This is a genomic window from Bradyrhizobium centrosematis, assembly GCF_045571495.1.
GTDB lineage: Bacteria > Pseudomonadota > Alphaproteobacteria > Rhizobiales > Xanthobacteraceae > Bradyrhizobium > Bradyrhizobium centrosematis.
In genome coordinates, this window is the sequence record NZ_CP120703.1 from 6,717,998 (window position 1) to 6,731,619 (window position 13,622).

The following is a 13,622-nucleotide window of genomic DNA, read 5'->3' on the forward strand; positions in this document are numbered from 1 at the left end:
CGGTTTGCGTGTATTCGCCGATGGTAAACTGAAATCTAAAACAGTCCGTTAAATTGTCGGGACATGAGCCTGGCAGGGCGCCGCCGGTTTACTCGAAGTTATGACCGGCGTGCTCCAATGCCGCCGGCTCGGACTGAGGCGATGAGATGAATCGTTCATCGCACTTCAGGTGTTGCTCGAGCATGATCTTATCGGCAGAGCGCCACGCGGTCTGCGCAAACGCGGCCTTCTCGTCTGGATCATGCTCGAACATCAAGAACGATAGGACGACGAGGCGGCATGTCCCTTTCCTTTGCCAACGGCGTCGCGGCACAGAGCCGCGCGAGGGCCCTGGTGCCGCTGTGCGCCGGGGCCGGCGCCTATCTGTTCTTCCTCTACCTCGGGGACACCCGGCTACAGGATTCCGACTCGTTCTGGCAGATCAAGATCGGGCAATGGATCCTCGATCACCGCGCCATGCCCACCATCGATCTCTATTCCTTCACGCGAACGGGCTCGCCGTGGATCTCGACGTCGTGGCTGTCGCAGGTGCTGTTCGCCTTCTCCCATGCGCAATGGGACTGGGCAGGTCCCGTCATCCTCACCGCGGTCGGCGTCGCGCTCACCGTCGCGATCTTCGTCCATCTGCTCGATGCGCAGATCGGGCCGTCACGCGCCGTGCTGTTCGCGATGCTGGCGCTGCTGCTGTCGAGCCACCACGTGCTGGCGCGCCCGCATGTCCTGGCACTGCCCGTCATGGTGGCGTGGGCCGGCCTCTTGATGGCCGCCGCCGACCGCCGGAGCGCGCCGTCCTGGACCTGGCTGCCGCTGATGGCGCTCTGGGCCAATTTGCATGGCGGTTTCGTGCTCGGCCTGGCGCTGGTCGGCCCGATCGCGCTCGAGGCCGTCGAGCATGCCGAGAAGGGGCGACGGCTTCAACTGTTCCTGCGCTGGGTGCTGTTCGGAATCGGCGCGCTGATCGCGAGCTGCTGCACGCCTTACGGCTGGCGGACGCTGCAGGCCGCCACCAGCATCCTCGGCCTTGGCGAGCTGCTGTCGCTGATCATGGAATGGATGCCGGCGAACTTCGCCACGTTCACCGCGTTCGAAGGCGCCCTGCTCGGCCTGATCGCATTCGGCTATTATCGCGGGCTTGTGCTGTCGGCACCCCGGATCTTCCTGATCCTGTTCCTGACCTGGAGCGCGCTGACCCATGTCAGGAGCATCGAGGCATTTGCATTCCTGGTGCCGCTGGTGCTGGCAAAGCCGCTCGGCGAGATGTTCCCGCGCCCGCCGGCTGACGCTGGAGAGGCGGACCGCTGGCCGGCCCGCTATGTCACGGCAGCAGGCGCGCTGATGATCGTGGCGGCAAGCTGGACCTCGACGTCGCTTTACATGGGACACCACCGCTTCGCCTTCACGATGACGCATACACCGGTTGCGGCGGTCGACCTGCTCGAGCAACGCAAGGCCCAGCGCATCTTCAACGCCTACCAGTTCGGCGGCTATCTGATCTCCCGCGATATTCCGGTCTTCATCGACGGCCGCGCCGAACTCTACGGCGAGAAATTCGTCATGGATTTCTTCAAGGCCACCGAAGGCAAGAAGCCCGAGCTGCTGCCGCGCCTGCTCGACGCGTACAGGATCGACGCAACGCTTCTGGGTGCCGATGCACCAGGCCCGCAGATCCTCGACCAGCTCAAGGGCTGGAAGCGGATCTATGCGGACGACGTCGCCGTGATCCATGTGCGGGACCATGCGGACAGTGCCGCCGCGACGCCTTCGAAGTGAAACCCTGGTTCAGGACGCCTGTTCGTCGCCGTGAGACACCCTTCCAAATCCGCAGCCGACGCGACCTGCTACACCCCGCTCAAACCTCAGCGATCCCGCGACATGGCTCCTTCCGACAGGCCGACCTCGACCATCCCGACGCGTCTCGGCTCGGACCGATCCGTGGCCATTGCCGTTCTTGCAGTGCTGGCGGCCGTCTCGTTTCTTCCCGTGCTGCTGACCCCCATTCCTGCGATGGTCGATTATCCCAATCACCTCGCCCGTATGTACATCCTGAGCCAAAGCGGCACCCCCGATGCCAATCCGAATTACGAGGTGGCCTGGGCATTCTATCCCAACCTTGGAATGGATCTGCTGGTCCCGCAGATGGCGCGGCTGATGGGCGTCGAGAGCGCCACACGGCTGTTTCTGCTGCTCAGCCAGGTGCTGATCGTCACCGGCGCGCTGCTGCTGGAATGGGGGCGCAAGGGACGGATTCATCTTGCCGGCTTCGCGGCGCTCGCCTTCCTCTATTGTCTGCCGTTCAGCTGGGGCTTCGTGAATTTCGAGTTCGGGCTGGGCCTCGCGATCTGGGGTATCGCCGTCTATCTGATGCTGGCCGAAGGCCCATGGCCGCTGCGTTTCGTCGCCAATCTGATCTTCGTCGCTGGGCTGTATGTGGCGCATTTCTTTTCGCTCGGGATTTACGGCGCGACTCTCGGCCTCTACGAGCTTTGGCGCCTCCGCCACAAGCGCGTGGCGTACCCCGTCGCGGCCGCGCGGCTTGGCGCGTTGGCTCTGCCGGCACTTGTGCTGTTTGGGATCATGCGCATGACTGCGGGCGCGATCGGCAGCGAAGGGACGAGCTGGTTCCTCGCATTCAAGCCGGTCTGGCCGCTCCGTATCATGAACGGCTACAGCCTGACGGTCGCGGCAGCCACCGGCCTGGCGCTCGCGATCTCGCTGTTCTTCGGCGCAAGGCGCGGCGTCCTCAGGCTCGAGCCGGCCGGGATCTGGCTGGCGTTCGGCTTTGCACTTCTCTACCTCGTCATTCCGTCGAAGCTGTTCGGAACCGCGTTCGTCGATCTGCGCGTGATACCAGCCGCGGCCGTGATCCTGCCGGCCTTCTGCTCGCTGTCTTTGCCGAGCCGTGCATGGAGAATGGCTGCGCTCGCTGCGATCAGCGGAATCATATTGCTCAATGTCGCCGTCGTCCTCTCGGTGTGGCTGCCTTACCGCGCCGACTATGCGGCGATGATCGCCTCGTTCCAGAAGATCGATCGCGGCTCACGCGTTCTGGTCGGCAGCACCGACAACAATGGAGATCCGCCCTTCGCCGACCTCGCCTCGTATCCGATGTTCTATGCGCCGACGCTGGCCGTGCACTATGCCAACGCATTCGTGCCAAACCTGTTCACGGAAACGGGCAAGCAGCCGGTGCGGCCGCGAGAGGCCGTGCGCAAGATTGCCATTCCCTATGGGGGCCCGGTGCCGTTAGGCCTCCTTGCCGCGGTCGCGACAGGCCAGCCGACGGCGGACGTTCCGACATACGTCCGCAGCTGGGACTGGGATTTCGACTACCTCTATATGCTGGGACCTTCGGCCGCGAATCCGCTGCCCGATTTGCTGGAGGTGCTGGAGACCTCCAAACGATTTGTTCTCTACAGGATCCGCCGCAGATCCTAGACCGACACCACCCGCTGCGCGAGCGTGGTTAACCGGACTTCACCTCTCGGCCCTCCTTCAATACCTGGGGTCCTATACCCTTAATTGTTGCGGCAAGGCGACCTTAACCAACGGCTCTTAGACTTCCGCCCCTGCAACCCAGTCGGAATCCTTCGCATGGCGGCCAGTTCCAGATCGATCCGCTACAGCCTCGTCATTCCCGTGTTCAACGAGGAAGCCGTGCTGCCGGTCCTGCTGCGCCGGCTCGATCAGGTCATGTCCAAGCTCGACGGGCCGGCAGAAGCGATCTTCGTGGACGACGGCAGCCGCGATTCCAGCTCGATCGTGCTGCGGGCGCTTGCCGCGCGCGACGAGCGCTTTCGCTATATCGGCCTGTCGCGAAATTTCGGCCATCAGATCGCGATCACCGCCGGCATGGACGCCGCGCAAGGTGACGCGGTCATCGTCATGGATGCCGATCTGCAGGATCCACCCGAAGTGATCGAGCAATTGATCGCGAAGTGGAAGGAAGGCAACGACATCGTCCACGCCCGCCGCCTGTCGCGCGAGGGCGAAAGCCGCTTCAAGCGTGCGACCGCACATCTGTTCTACCGGCTCCTCGGCAGGATGTCCTCGGTCGGCATCCCCGCCGATGTCGGCGACTTCCGCCTGATCGATCGCAAGGTGCTCGATGCCCTCCGGCAGATGCCGGAGCAGGATCGCTTCGTGCGTGGCATGATCGCCTGGCTCGGCTTCCGCCAGGCCGAGGTCGCCTTCCACCGTCTCGAGCGGGCCGCGGGTGAAACCAAATATCCGCTGTTCAAGATGGTCCGGCTGGCGGTGAACGCCGCGCTCGGCTTTTCCGATCTGCCCTTGCGGCTTGCGATCTGGTGCGGATTGACTGTCTCCGGGCTCGCGCTGCTCTACGGCGGCTGGGTGGTGCTGTTGTGGCTCAGCAAGGACAGCCATCTCGTGACCGGCTGGTCCTCGACGATCGTCGTCGTGTCGCTGCTGTGCGGAATCAACATGCTGATGACGGGCATCGTGGGACTGTATGTCGGCCGCATCCACGCCGAGGTGAAACGCCGGCCGCTCTACGTGGTGCAGACACGCGTCGGCTTCGATCGCGGCGAGGCGGCCTCGACACCAGCGATCCACGCGGTCAACGAATGACCGAGCGCACGACCGAACTGTTCGATGGCTATCACGACACCTACCGTGATGTGGTCCAATCCTCGATCGACTTCTCGGGCTTGCCGTATGATTTCTTCATGCGCGCGAAGGCCGATCTGCTGGGCGATCTGATCGCGCAGCGGCTCGGCGCGGAGAAGCCGGACATGCTGGACGTCGGCTGCGGCGTCGGCAGCCTTCATCCGCTGCTGCATGGCATGGTCGGCCGCCTGAGCGGCATCGACGTGTCGTCGGCGAGCCTGGCGCAGGCGCGCGCTCACAACGCTGCGGTCGACTACCGCGAGTTCGACGGACGCACTTTTCCGTTCGACGATGCCAGCTTCGATATGGTCACGGCCATCTGCGTGATGCACCATGTCGTGCCGGCCGAATGGGCGCGTTTCATCGCCGAGATGCGCCGCGTGACGCGTCCCGGGGGACTCGTCTGCGTGATCGAGCACAATCCCTACAACCCGCTGACCCGCCTTGCCGTTGCGCGCTGCGAGTTCGACCGGGACGCGGTCCTGCTCGGCGCCGGCACGACACGGAAGTTGATGGTGGCCGGCGGCCTGCGCGAGATCGGCGCGCGGCATTTCATGCTGCTTCCCTGGGACACCAAGCCGGCGCGGCGCCTCGAACAGGTCCTGAGCGGGGTGTGGCTCGGAAGCCAATACGCCGCCTTCGGAACCGCTTGAGCTATCTTTGCGGCGTATCCCGCCGCTTGTGCACAACCGCCACTTCGTCGCTGTAGACGCGCTGCCATTGGGGCAGCCGGTCGAGCATCGCCACCGCCGGTGTGCTCGGTGCGAGCAGCGTCGCGCCGATCTTGTAGTCGTCGAGCAGCTTGAGAAGGTCTTCCAGGTCGATCAGCGCCAGTGCACGATTGTAGCGGTTGATGAACGGTCCCCCGTACAGTTCGCCGCGCCCATCGATAAAGGTGGGAATGCCGGCAAAGATCAGATAGCCGCCGAAGGAATAATCGTTGAGCACAGGGCCGGCCTTGGCGAGGTTGGCTTCGGCGATGGCAGCTTGAGGGGTGATGAACGGAGCCGGCCTGACGTCACGCGCGATGGCCGCCCCGCTCATCGCGATCAACACGCCGAGCCCAGCCAGATTGAGGCTGCGCGGCGAGATGGAAGCATCATCCGCGGCCGGTCCGCCGAACCGCCGGCCCAGCGGAGCCGCCAGATAGAGCGGCGCCAGCATGGCCAGCAGATCCGCATTGCGGATTTGCGCCAGCGCGAAATGGAGCAAGCCGATCACCACCAGGGCGCGCACGACCGGGAGCGTGACGCCGCGCGCGAGCGCGAAGATGCTCCCCAGCAGCAGCAACTCGAAGCCGCCGACATGGCTGAAATCCTGCGGCCGCCATTCCGCGATCCAGGCGAGCGCGGAGCCAAGGCCGAGCGTCGTCAGCGGCATCAGCAGCGGTTCCGGTCCGTGCGGCGTCAGGCAGGATGCCACCAGGGCAAGTGCCGCGAATGGGAGCCACCGCAAGAGCACGCGCGGCCATTCGCTGCGCCCCTCGCGCAACAATGCCTCGAGCACCGCCGGGCCAATCAGCCCCAGCGCCAGCACGACGCTGCCGTGCAGGTTGGTCCACAGCACCAAGAGCGGCAGGGCCCAATATGGCGGAGGCCCGCCACGATCCATGCAGCGAACCAGCGCAGCCGCCCAGGTCACCATCAGCGGCAGCACGAGGACATGCGGCCGCGCCAGCATATGCGGCGCCAGCAAGACGACGGCCGCCATCACCATGAGCAGCGTCAGGGTTGGCGAAAGCTCGCGCAACAGGAAGAACGTCAGCAGGCCAAAGGCGAGCGCTATCGCCGCCGCTGCGATGACGACGACACCGGGCCAGCCGGACAGCGCGTAGACGCCGGCGTAGATCACTTCGGACAGCCATTCGAAGGTGATCCAGGGCGCACCGTGCATCGAAAAGGAGAACGGATCGCTCGCCGGCAGGGTGCGATGCGCGATGATCCAGCGCCCGACCTCGATGTGAGAATAGCTGTCGGGATCGCCGAGCAGCCGAGGCCCGACGAGCAGCAACACGGCATAGACGCAAACGCCCACCGCCCAAGGCAGCACTGCACGTGCCGAAAACGGTTGAACCGCGCTGTGGACGACCTGGTCAGTCATGGCGGGCCAAAGTAGGCCGCAAGCGTTAAGTTCTTCTTTAATGTTTCCCGCCTTCGCCCCAAGACGGGCCGGCGGCTCCAGATTATCTCGAGCGGGTTTGAAGCCGTATCGAAACCCGGCTGAACAGGCCCGGCGCGTGCGCAACTGAGAGAGCGCACCGCGCCTTCAAATGCCCATCTCGGTTGGGGTTGTCGCCGGCGCGATCGCAGGCTGCGTTCACGTCTCGGTGCGGACCGTCTTGGGAGCTGACGCGCCCGTTCAGTCATGCGGTATCATCCGATGGCCGACAAGGGAGGCGTCATGCTGCTTCGCAATCTCTTCATCGCACTTCTCATCACGGTCTCGGTCACGACGGCGCACGCAGCGCCGCAATGGCTCAGCCTGCCGCCGACGCCAACCTTGCCCAAGGCGGCACAGAGCGGCTTCGCGCCCGTCAACGGCATCAAGGTCTGGTACGCGGTGTTCGGCCGCGGCCAGCCCGTCCTGTTGCTGCATGGCGGCTTGGCCAATGCCAACTACTGGGGCCACCAGGTCCGCGCGCTGCAACGGCACTATCGGGTCATCGTCATGGAGAGCCGCGGCCATGGCCGCAGCAGCCGCAATCAGGAGCCGTATGGCTACGGTTTGATGGGATCGGACGTGATCGGGCTGCTCGATCATCTCAAGATCAAGAAGGCCGCGATCGTCGGCTGGAGCGACGGTGCGATCATCGGCCTCGACATCGCCATGAAGCATCCGGAGCGGGTGAGCAGGCTGTTCGCCTTCGCGGCGAACTCGGACCCGTCGGGCGTTGCGGACATCGCCTCGAGCGAGGTCTTCAACGCCTACATCGCGCGGGCGGGCGAAGAGTACAAGCGTCTCTCGCCGACGCCGACGCAGTACAAGAGCTTCGTCGACGAGATCACCAAGATGTGGGAGAGCCAGCCGAAATGGACAGCGTCAGATCTCGCTGCGATCAAGGTGCCGACCTGGATCGTGGATGGCGATCACGACGAGGCGATCAAGCGCGAGAACACCGAATTCATGGCCGCGAACATTCCGGGCGCCGGCCTGCTGATCCAGCCGGAGGTCAGCCACTTCTCGTTCCTGCAGGACCCGGAGCAGTTCAATCAGGATGTGCTGCATTTTCTCGAGCGGCGGGATGCGCCAGACACTGCGGCGAAATAGCAAAACTCCGCGAAGGGGAATGCCGAGACATGCGCTCGCAATGACGGAGGCCGTGGCAACGGCTCGCGCTTCCAATCCCGCCGGGGGCTATTTCGCGACCTTCGCGCGGTCCTTCACGGGGATCACCAGCTTGAGGCCGGACCAGACGTCGTCGACGGCGCAGACCTTGATGTCGACGAGGCCGTTGGCGAGTGCGGTCTCGCGCACCAGCGTTTCCGTCACGTCGGTTGCGACGCCGGAGGCCTTCTTGGGCCATGACGCCCAGATCATGCCGTCGGGGGCGATCAGCTTCCGATAGCTGCGAAGCTTGGCGGCGAAACCCTTCGCTTCGGTCGTGAAGACATGCACCAGGTCGAGCGGGGCCTTGGCAGTCTTTGCGATCATCACATCATCAGGCAATGCACCGACGATGTCGCCATAGGCAACGGACAGACCGTCCACAAAAATACAAAAGCCCGGCTTGATGCCGAGCTTTTGCACTAACGGTTTGCCGGAATAGCCGGCCATGGCCCGCAGGACTCACGCCTGCGGCTGCGGCTCCAGGCCGGGATCCGCATCGGGCCGCGGACGCGGCGACTTGCCGGCGGGGGGCACGGCGGAGGCGCGCGGCGTGGTCGGCTCGAGCACGGATTCGCGGTTCGGCTTCTTGCCCTTGAGCAGGTCGACGATCTCGTCGCCGGTCAGCGTTTCGAACTCGAGCAGGCCCTTTGCCAAGGCTTCGAGATCGGCGTGCTTCTCGGTGAGGATGCGGGTGGCCTCCTTGTAGCCCTCCTCGACCAGACGCTTGATCTCGGAATCGATCTTCTGGACCGTCGCCTCGGAGGCGTTCTGCGTCCGCGACACCGACATGCCCAGGAACACCTCGTCCTGGTTCTCGCCGTAGGAGACCGTGCCGAGCTCTTCCGACAGGCCCCAGCGCGTCACCATCATGCGGGCAAGGCGCGTCGCCTGCTCGATGTCGGAGGCGGCGCCCGAGGTGACCTTCTCGCGGCCGAAGATCAGCTCTTCGGCAACGCGGCCGCCCATCATGATCGCGAGACGCGAGGTCATCTGCTCCAGCGACATCGACAACTTGTCGCGCTCGGGCAGCTGCATGACCATGCCGAGTGCACGGCCGCGCGGAATGATGGTTGCCTTGTGGATCGGATCGGTCGCGGGCACGTTGAGGCCGACGATGGCGTGACCGCCCTCGTGATAGGCCGTGAGCAGCTTCTCTTCCTCGGTCATGACGAGCGACTTGCGCTCGGCGCCCATCATCACCTTGTCCTTGGCTTCCTCGAACTCGGCCTGCGTCACCATCCTCTTGTTGCGACGGGCGGCGGTCAGCGCAGCCTCGTTGACGAGGTTCATCAGGTCGGCGCCGGAGAAGCCCGGCGTGCCGCGCGCGATGGTCTTGAGGTTGATATCGGGCGCCAGCGGCACCTTGCGGACGTGGACCTTGAGGATCTGCTCGCGGCCGACGACGTCGGGATTGGGCACCACGACCTGGCGGTCGAAGCGGCCCGGACGCAGCAGCGCGGGGTCGAGCACGTCGGGGCGGTTGGTCGCGGCGATCAGGATCACGCCCTCGTTCGCCTCGAAGCCGTCCATCTCGACCAGCAACTGATTCAGCGTCTGCTCGCGCTCGTCATTGCCGCCGCCGAGGCCGGCGCCGCGATGACGACCGACAGCGTCGATTTCGTCGATGAAGATGATGCAGGGCGCGTTCTTCTTGGCCTGCTCGAACATGTCGCGGACGCGGCTGGCGCCGACGCCGACGAACATCTCGACGAAGTCCGAACCCGAAATGGTGAAGAACGGCACGTTGGCTTCGCCCGCGACCGCGCGCGCGATCAGGGTCTTACCCGTGCCGGGCGGGCCGACCAGCAACACGCCGCGCGGAATGCGGCCGCCGAGGCGCTGGAATTTGCCGGGGTCGCGCAGGAATTCGACGATCTCCTGCAGGTCCTGCTTGGCTTCGTCGACGCCGGCGACGTCCTCGAAGGTGACGCGGCCATGCGCCTCGGTCAGCATTTTGGCGCGCGACTTGCCAAAGCCCATCGCCTTGCCGGCGCCGCCCTGCATCTGCCGCGACAGGAAGATCCAGACGCCGATCAGGGCGATGAACGGCAGCCAGGAGACCAGCAACGAGACGAACCACGGCACGTTGTCGCCCGGAGGCTTCGCGGTGATCTGCACCTTGCTGTCATACAGGCGCTTCACCAGCGTCGGGTCGTTCGGCGCGTAGGTCTGGAAGCTGGAGCCGTTGGTGAAGGTGCCGTGGATGTCCGGGCCCTGGATGACGACGTCGCGCACATTGCCACGGTCAACCTCGCTCAGCAGCTGCGAGAAGGCGATGTCCTGCGAGGAGGCCCGTTGACCCGGATTCTGGAAGAGCGTGAACAACGCCAACAGCAGCAAGACAATGATGACCCAGAGGGCGAAATTGCGCAGATTGGCGTTCATCGATCTTCCTTCGTGGTCGCGCGGATCGCGGCCGCATCCTTGGGCAGAGAAGAGAAAATCCCCAAGGAATCCTCTCGGTTAGACGCATACAATTTAGGTGCCGCCCCGGTCGCTGCCAAGGGAACGAGATGGGACTATTTAGCCCATCTTAGAGCGATTCCCGCTGAAATAATGGCGCCCGAAGCGGGGTTTTTGCTGCCTGGTTAAGGTGTCCTGACGGCGCGGGGACGAAATGGCCGGTGTCATGATCCGCCCTCGTCGACGCCTATCCGCCCTTGCGGCGCCGGACCGGCGCCGGAGCAATCTGGATACGCCCGCCGGCGAGGCTGATCAAGGCTCCCGCCAGGGTCTGCTTCAAGGCCGGCCGGCCATTTGCGGCTGCGCCGGGACGTGCGGCGATGGCCTGATCGAGCGCCGCCAGGAGCGATTCCACCTTGCCGAGTTCCGCCGGTCCTTCATGCCCGAGCGCGTTGATGGCCCGCAGGAGGAGCCGCAGCCGGACCTCGTCCGGCAGGCCGGCAAAGGTCGCAGCCTCGAAGCTTCGAACGCCCGCCTGCGACGCATCGCCGCGATCCCGCAAACGGAGGAAGCGCTCGGCGCCGTCGGCCAGCACCTCAACCGCCGCATTGGCCCGCGCCAGCCTGGTCGCGAGCCTCGCCAGATTCCTGCTATCGCCGCCCTCGGCCGCGAGGAGCGGCAGCAGCGCGCGCAGCCGCGGCCGGGTGAAGGCGGTGTCGCGGTTGGTGGGGTCGTCGGCAAAGCCGATCTTGGCCCGCTTGAGCGTCGCGATCAGCTGCGATTTCGGGACGTCGAGCAGCGGGCGCGCCAGCACGATCCCGTCGCGCTCGCTAAGGGAGGCCATTGCCGACAGACCGGCAAGCCCGCTGCCGCGCAACAGCCGCATCAACAGGGTCTCGGCCTGATCGTCGCGGGTATGCGCAGTCAGCACATGGCTCGCGCCGACGGCGCGCGCGGCCTGCGCGAGCAGGCGGTAGCGGGCCTCGCGCGCGGCCGCCGGCAGCCCCGTCCTCGGCTTTGCGCCGCGCCAGCGCAGCGTCCGGTGCGGCAATCCGAGCTCGGCGGCGAGCCGCTTGACCTCGCGCGCCTCGCGCGCCGCCTCCTGCCGCAGGCCATGATCGATCGTGACCACGGTGAGACGCGGGCCGCGCACGAGACTGCGCTGCCAGCGGGCCATAAGCCACATCAGCGCGAGCGAGTCGGGCCCGCCGGAAACGGCGAGCACCAACGCCGGCGCAGCTTTCAGGCCGGCGAAGAGCCGCCTCGCCTCACGTGTCGAGATCGGAGAATTGTCATCGTCTGACATGACGCCGCCCAGCAACTGCCAGCGAATGGCGGGCGCAATCTAGCGCAGCGCCGCCCGCTTTGTCAGCGCTCAGCGCGGGTGGATCAGCACTTCACCCGCTTCTGCTCGCGGTCGACCGCGGCTTTGACGCCGGCGGAGGCGCGCGGATATTTGCGGCCGACCTCGCCGAAGGCGGCGCAGGCGGCTTCCTTCTCTTTCAGGGCGGCGAGTGACTGGCCAAGCCGCAGCAGCGCATCCGGCGCCTTGGCCGATTTCTCGTATTTGGTGGTGACGGCGAGGAAGGCTTCCGCGGAGTCGCGATATTGCTGGCGCTGGAAGTAACTCTCGCCGAGCCAGTATTGCGCGTCTCCGACGAGCGGATCATTCGGAAATTTCTGCGAAAAATTCTTCATGGTCTGCTCGGCCAGCGCATAGTCCTTGCGCTGCATGTAGCCGATGCCGAGATCGAACTCGTCGCGCGGTGTTGCCGAGGGCGGCAGGGTGCTCAAGCCAGCGCCGCCGGAAGGCGCCGGATAGCCCTGTTGCGCCGGCGGATAGCCCGGCTGCGCCGCCGGGGGCGCGGCCTGCGGCTGATAGCGCGGGCTGGTGTTGGCGAGATCGAGCGGCTCGCCGGCGCCGCGGCCGCCGGGTGCGGCCGGCATCGGCTGCGGCCCGCCGCCGAGCGCGCGCGGCGCGCCGGGCGCATTCGGATTCTGGTTCGGATCGAACGCATCGCCGCGGCGACTCCTGCCGGGTGCGCCCGGTGCCGGCTGCTCCTGAACGATCGGAGCGGGAGCTGCGATCTGCGGTTGCTCGTAATTCGGCTGGGCCGGTTGCTGCTGCCGATAGGCCGGCGCGACTTGCGCGGGCGGAACGGCGGCGACATTGGGCTGGACCGGTGCCTGTCCGGGCGCGCCCTGCCCGCCGCCCTCGAGCGCCCGCAGCCGCTCTTCGAGCTGGCGGTTGCGGTACTGCAGCTCTTCGTTCTGGCCGGTGAGCTGGCGCAGCTGGTTCTCCAGCCGCTCGATCCGCATCTCGGGATCGGCATCATCCGACTGCGCAAGGATCGACTGCGCAAGTGCGGGCGAGCCCAAAGCGAGCAGCGCGGCGGTCGCCACGGTGCCGGTAAAGACCTTAAATCTGGATGACATCTTGCCCTGACGACGAAAGCGAAATGGCCTGCGACGGAACATGCGACGCGCCACACATTGAAGGGGAGTACGCCAAAACTGTGACTGGCACCACGGGGTTTTCAGTCACGGATTGCTGAAACGAAACCGGCGCCCGAGAGGGCGCCGGCATAATCGGTTTCTGAAGATGAACGGCGCCTGACTGGACGTCAGCAACTCGGCGTCAGGAGCTCGCGTTCAGCACGGTGACGGCGCGACGGTTCTGCGACCAGCAGGAGATGTCGTTACAGACGGCGACCGGCCGCTCCTTGCCGTAGGAGATGGTGCGCATGCGGTTCGGATCGATGCCGCGCGAGGCGAGGAACGAGCGAACCGACTGGGCTCTGCGGGCGCCAAGCGCGATGTTGTATTCGCGGGTGCCGCGTTCGTCGGCATGACCTTCGATGGTGAAGGAGTAGCGCGGATAGGTCTGGAGCCACTGCGCCTGCTTCTCCAGGGTCACGATCGCCTGCGGGGTCAGATCGGTCTGGTCGCTTTCGAAGAACACGCGGTCGCCGACGTTAACCACGAAGTCCTGCTGGCTGCCCGGCGTCGCCGCATTGGCCATCGCATCCGTCGCAGCATTCTTGTTGGCGCAGGCGCCCATCGACAGTGCGACGGCGAGCACCGCGGCCAGCTTCAATCCCTGGAGGATACGCATAGGATGTTTCATTCCGGAGCCTCCACGCTCACGTTTAGTCCACTGCTGTCCGGTCTACAGGGGGTTGGTTAAGCGAACGTTCCGTCAACCTTGACGGAACCTTGCCCCAGCCGATCAAATGCCCCCAACCAGCGAAAAGCACCCATCATGG

General features: G+C 65.4%; 11 protein-coding genes. 5 read left to right on the forward strand and 6 right to left on the reverse strand.

Annotated elements, in window-relative coordinates; genetic code table 11:
* The first annotated feature begins 279 nt into the window (after positions 1 to 279).
* From P6U31_RS31685 to P6U31_RS31700, 4 genes are all read left to right on the forward strand, one after another.
* Positions 280 to 1,770, forward strand: a complete 1,491-nt coding sequence (locus P6U31_RS31685) for a hypothetical protein (RefSeq protein ID WP_407185565.1) — start codon at positions 280 to 282, stop codon at positions 1,768 to 1,770.
* Positions 1,771 to 1,872: 102 nt separating this feature from the next.
* Positions 1,873 to 3,435: a hypothetical protein gene (locus P6U31_RS31690; protein WP_407185566.1), complete on the forward strand. Its 1,563-nt coding sequence runs from the start codon at positions 1,873 to 1,875 to the stop codon at positions 3,433 to 3,435.
* A 156-nt stretch (positions 3,436 to 3,591) separates the two neighbouring features.
* Complete coding sequence (locus P6U31_RS31695; RefSeq protein ID WP_407185567.1) at positions 3,592 to 4,587, forward strand: glycosyltransferase family 2 protein; 996 nt, start codon at positions 3,592 to 3,594, stop codon at positions 4,585 to 4,587.
* Positions 4,584 to 5,279, forward strand: a complete 696-nt coding sequence (locus P6U31_RS31700) for a class I SAM-dependent methyltransferase (protein WP_407185568.1) — start codon at positions 4,584 to 4,586, stop codon at positions 5,277 to 5,279. Before P6U31_RS31695 ends, P6U31_RS31700 begins: the two co-directional genes overlap by 4 nt.
* A gap of 1 nt (position 5,280) precedes the next feature.
* Here P6U31_RS31700 and P6U31_RS31705 read toward each other — a convergent pair whose 3' ends face one another.
* On the reverse strand, positions 5,281 to 6,726 hold the full coding sequence (locus P6U31_RS31705) for a hypothetical protein (protein ID WP_407185569.1): 1,446 nt from the start codon (positions 6,724 to 6,726) through the stop codon (positions 5,281 to 5,283).
* Between the two features lie 300 nt (positions 6,727 to 7,026).
* On the opposite strand from P6U31_RS31705, the gene P6U31_RS31710 reads away from it, so the two are divergent.
* On the forward strand, positions 7,027 to 7,893 hold the full coding sequence (locus P6U31_RS31710) for an alpha/beta fold hydrolase (RefSeq protein WP_407185570.1): 867 nt from the start codon (positions 7,027 to 7,029) through the stop codon (positions 7,891 to 7,893).
* 87 nt (positions 7,894 to 7,980) lie between these two features.
* Here the strand turns inward: P6U31_RS31710 and P6U31_RS31715 are convergent, their stop codons facing one another.
* The 5 genes from P6U31_RS31715 to pal all read right to left on the reverse strand — a co-directional run bounded on the left by P6U31_RS31715 (position 7,981) and on the right by pal (position 13,483).
* Positions 7,981 to 8,400, reverse strand: coding sequence for a DUF3052 domain-containing protein (locus P6U31_RS31715; protein ID WP_407185571.1), 420 nt, complete (start codon positions 8,398 to 8,400; stop codon positions 7,981 to 7,983).
* A 12-nt stretch (positions 8,401 to 8,412) separates the two neighbouring features.
* Positions 8,413 to 10,338, reverse strand: a complete 1,926-nt coding sequence (gene ftsH / locus P6U31_RS31720) for an ATP-dependent zinc metalloprotease FtsH (protein WP_008546307.1) — start codon at positions 10,336 to 10,338, stop codon at positions 8,413 to 8,415.
* 265 nt (positions 10,339 to 10,603) lie between these two features.
* Complete coding sequence (tilS, locus tag P6U31_RS31725; protein WP_407185572.1) at positions 10,604 to 11,662, reverse strand: tRNA lysidine(34) synthetase TilS; 1,059 nt, start codon at positions 11,660 to 11,662, stop codon at positions 10,604 to 10,606.
* An 83-nt stretch (positions 11,663 to 11,745) separates the two neighbouring features.
* Entirely contained in the window at positions 11,746 to 12,792 is a 1,047-nt protein-coding gene (gene ybgF, locus P6U31_RS31730) for a tol-pal system protein YbgF (protein ID WP_407185573.1), read from the reverse strand.
* A gap of 202 nt (positions 12,793 to 12,994) precedes the next feature.
* The gene (gene pal / locus P6U31_RS31735; protein ID WP_018641585.1) at positions 12,995 to 13,483 is read right to left on the reverse strand and encodes a peptidoglycan-associated lipoprotein Pal; all 489 of its coding nucleotides are present in this window, start codon (positions 13,481 to 13,483) and stop codon (positions 12,995 to 12,997) included.
* Positions 13,484 to 13,622: the final 139 nt, after the last annotated feature.

Coding starts and splice junctions, on each gene's coding strand:
- P6U31_RS31710 (WP_407185570.1), top strand. CDS start 7,027: ATGCTGCTTCGCAATCTCTTCATCGCACTTCTCATCACGGTCTCGGTC.
- P6U31_RS31695 (WP_407185567.1), top strand. CDS start 3,592: ATGGCGGCCAGTTCCAGATCGATCCGCTACAGCCTCGTCATTCCCGTG.
- P6U31_RS31685 (WP_407185565.1), top strand. CDS start 280: ATGTCCCTTTCCTTTGCCAACGGCGTCGCGGCACAGAGCCGCGCGAGG.
- P6U31_RS31715 (WP_407185571.1), bottom strand. CDS start 8,400: ATGGCCGGCTATTCCGGCAAACCGTTAGTGCAAAAGCTCGGCATCAAG.
- P6U31_RS31690 (WP_407185566.1), top strand. CDS start 1,873: ATGGCTCCTTCCGACAGGCCGACCTCGACCATCCCGACGCGTCTCGGC.
- ybgF (WP_407185573.1), bottom strand. CDS start 12,792: ATGTCATCCAGATTTAAGGTCTTTACCGGCACCGTGGCGACCGCCGCG.
- ftsH (WP_008546307.1), bottom strand. CDS start 10,338: ATGAACGCCAATCTGCGCAATTTCGCCCTCTGGGTCATCATTGTCTTG.
- P6U31_RS31700 (WP_407185568.1), top strand. CDS start 4,584: ATGACCGAGCGCACGACCGAACTGTTCGATGGCTATCACGACACCTAC.
- pal (WP_018641585.1), bottom strand. CDS start 13,483: ATGAAACATCCTATGCGTATCCTCCAGGGATTGAAGCTGGCCGCGGTG.
- P6U31_RS31705 (WP_407185569.1), bottom strand. CDS start 6,726: ATGACTGACCAGGTCGTCCACAGCGCGGTTCAACCGTTTTCGGCACGT.
- tilS (WP_407185572.1), bottom strand. CDS start 11,662: ATGTCAGACGATGACAATTCTCCGATCTCGACACGTGAGGCGAGGCGG.